This is a genomic window from Treponema sp. R80B11-R83G3 (assembly GCF_054786115.1).
Window position 1 is genome coordinate 1 of sequence record NZ_BDHF01000240.1, and the last position, 2,287, is coordinate 2,287.

General features: G+C 34.6%; 4 protein-coding genes. All 4 read left to right on the forward strand.

What is annotated here, in order from left to right:
• The first annotated feature begins 156 nt into the window (after positions 1-156).
• The 4 genes from ACYVRH_RS12975 (at position 157) to ACYVRH_RS12990 (ending at position 2,179) form a co-directional block, all read left to right on the forward strand.
• Positions 157-393: a hypothetical protein gene (locus ACYVRH_RS12975; protein ID WP_461257318.1), complete on the forward strand. Its 237-nt coding sequence runs from the start codon at positions 157-159 to the stop codon at positions 391-393.
• Positions 362-865 (forward strand): class I SAM-dependent methyltransferase, encoded by a 504-nt coding sequence (locus tag ACYVRH_RS12980; RefSeq protein WP_461257319.1) that lies wholly within the window; start codon positions 362-364, stop codon positions 863-865. The genes ACYVRH_RS12975 and ACYVRH_RS12980 overlap by 32 nt, the downstream gene beginning before the upstream one ends.
• Positions 866-881: 16 nt before the next feature.
• Positions 882-1,589 (forward strand): class I SAM-dependent methyltransferase, encoded by a 708-nt coding sequence (locus ACYVRH_RS12985; protein ID WP_461257320.1) that lies wholly within the window; start codon positions 882-884, stop codon positions 1,587-1,589.
• Positions 1,590-1,657: 68 nt separating this feature from the next.
• On the forward strand, positions 1,658-2,179 hold the full coding sequence (locus ACYVRH_RS12990; protein ID WP_461257321.1) for a glycosyltransferase family 2 protein: 522 nt from the start codon (positions 1,658-1,660) through the stop codon (positions 2,177-2,179).
• Positions 2,180-2,287 lie beyond the last annotated feature (108 nt).

The following is a 2,287-nucleotide window of genomic DNA, read 5'->3' on the forward strand; positions in this document are numbered from 1 at the left end:
TACGTTTTTTTGTTGTAATTAAAACATATCACGGCGGGCATGATCTTTCAAACCCATTTGGTTTACGGTTGTTTTCGCTAATTCCTTGTATTATATAGACTTACGGAATTAGTCATACGGATTCAGGTAAAGGGTTAAGATAGGAGTAATAATATTATGTCATTGCAAGAACAGAAAAATTTCAACTTTCAACAAGGTAATATCCCGATACTATGGAATTATTACGATAAAGTATTCGCGGCAATGCCCGTAGAACCGCAGACCTGCCTGAATGTCGGTTCGGGAATCGCGCTTGAGTTTGAGAAGTATCTTCATGCTCGCAGGAATGGCCAAATTGATTGTGTGGACATTAATCCAATAGATGGGTATTATATATCCAATGGGTGGGGGTAATATTAGGAAATTTATATTGCGGGATATAGAAGTTCCTTTTAATCTTCCCCAGCTTTACGATATTGTTTTTTGCTTTGAGGTCATTGAACATGTCGATAAAACAGATATTTTGCTTGAAAACTGTTATAATAATTTAAAGGATGACGGTATTTTCATGATAGCGGTTCCGAATCTGAGTTCTATATATTCCAGAATTGAGTTGATGCTTGGATTTCAGCCCCATATAACTGAAATCTCAAACATAAAAGCAAACTTTGGAACAGGAATCTTCGGTAAAATTAACAATCCGCATGATGCGCCGATACATCATATTCGCGGAATCACCTATGGCGGTATGAAAGAAATGCTCAAGTTTTATAATTTCAGAATTATTAAGACATATAATGCCAGCAAAGGAGCATTTTTCTTACGGCTTTTGCCCTCCAGCCTGGCTTCGGTAGTCTTGTTTGTTTGTAAAAAACAAAAGAATTAAAAAAGAGGAAGTAAATATGAAAAACATAATTAATGAAAAGCCATCTATTGATTTACGCGGAAGAAATAAATTCATTACTCAATTTGTTTCAGACGAGGATATTTCCGGGAAATCTGTTCTTGATATAGGCTGTGGGTACGGATGGTTTGAGTTAAATGCCATAAAACGGAATGTAGGTAAGATAGTAGGTTTGGAATTATCGGAAAAGGATATAGAAACCGCAAAAAACAACGTACATGCAAAGAACGTCGATTTCATTAATTATACAAACAATAAAAATGAGAGTGTTACTAAATTGCCTTTTGAAGATGAGCAATTTGATACAGTCGTATCTTGGGAAGTTCTGGAACATATTCCAAAAAAATGTGAATTGGAATGGTACAAGGAAATATATCGTGTATTACGCGGGGGGGGGGTATTATATATATCAACTCCTAACAGGCATCTTTTATCAAACATATTTGATCCTGCATGGTATTTAATTGGACACAGGCATTATAGTTTAAAAGACCTTTTCTTTTATGGAGAGGCTGCAGGTTTTACTGTTGAACAACACGCTTTACGCGGTAAATGGTGGGAGATACTATCTATCAATAACTTGTATATTTCAAAATGGATACTACGAAGGCCGCAGTTGTTCAAAGAATATTTTGACAGGAAAGTAGATAATGAATATAATCAAAAAAGCGGTTTTACAGGCGCCTTTGTAAAATATAGGAAATGAATTAACTTTTATGTACAAATATACAATCTCAATTGTAACGCCGACATTTTTCATTCTAGGAGCTAAAAATGAATAATAATTATTTACCTGTTATTTCTGTAATTATTCCATGTTTTAACGGTGAACATAGATTACCTATATTACTTGATTCTATAAAAATGCAAACGTATCAACAGGATAAAATAGAAATAATCGTAGTGGATGATGATTCTATTGACGATACAATAAAAATTGCTAAAAAATATGGATGTATAGTTGTCAGAAATGGGGAACATTACTGTGAACGTGGTAAAAGTATAGGTGTTGAGGCCAGCAATGGAGAGTATATTTTTTTAATTGACGACGATAATTGCCTCCCTCACAAGTCATGGTTATCTGAATTGGTGAGGGCCGTAACCAATGAGGATTGTGTAGGTGGGCAAGCCTATAAATTTCATTATGATCGTAAAGATTTATTGATAAACCGTTATGCTTCTCTTTTTGGTATTAATGATCCAACAGTTTTCTATCTGAAAAGGATGGATAAGTTGATGTTTACCGAAAATACATGGACGCTTCTCGGAAAAGTAATCCTGAATCCGTATGACTAATTCCGTAAGTCTATATAATACAAGGAATTAGCGAAAACAACCGTAAACCAAATGGGTTTGAAAGATCATGCCCGCCGTGATATGTTTTAATTACAACAAAAAAACGTA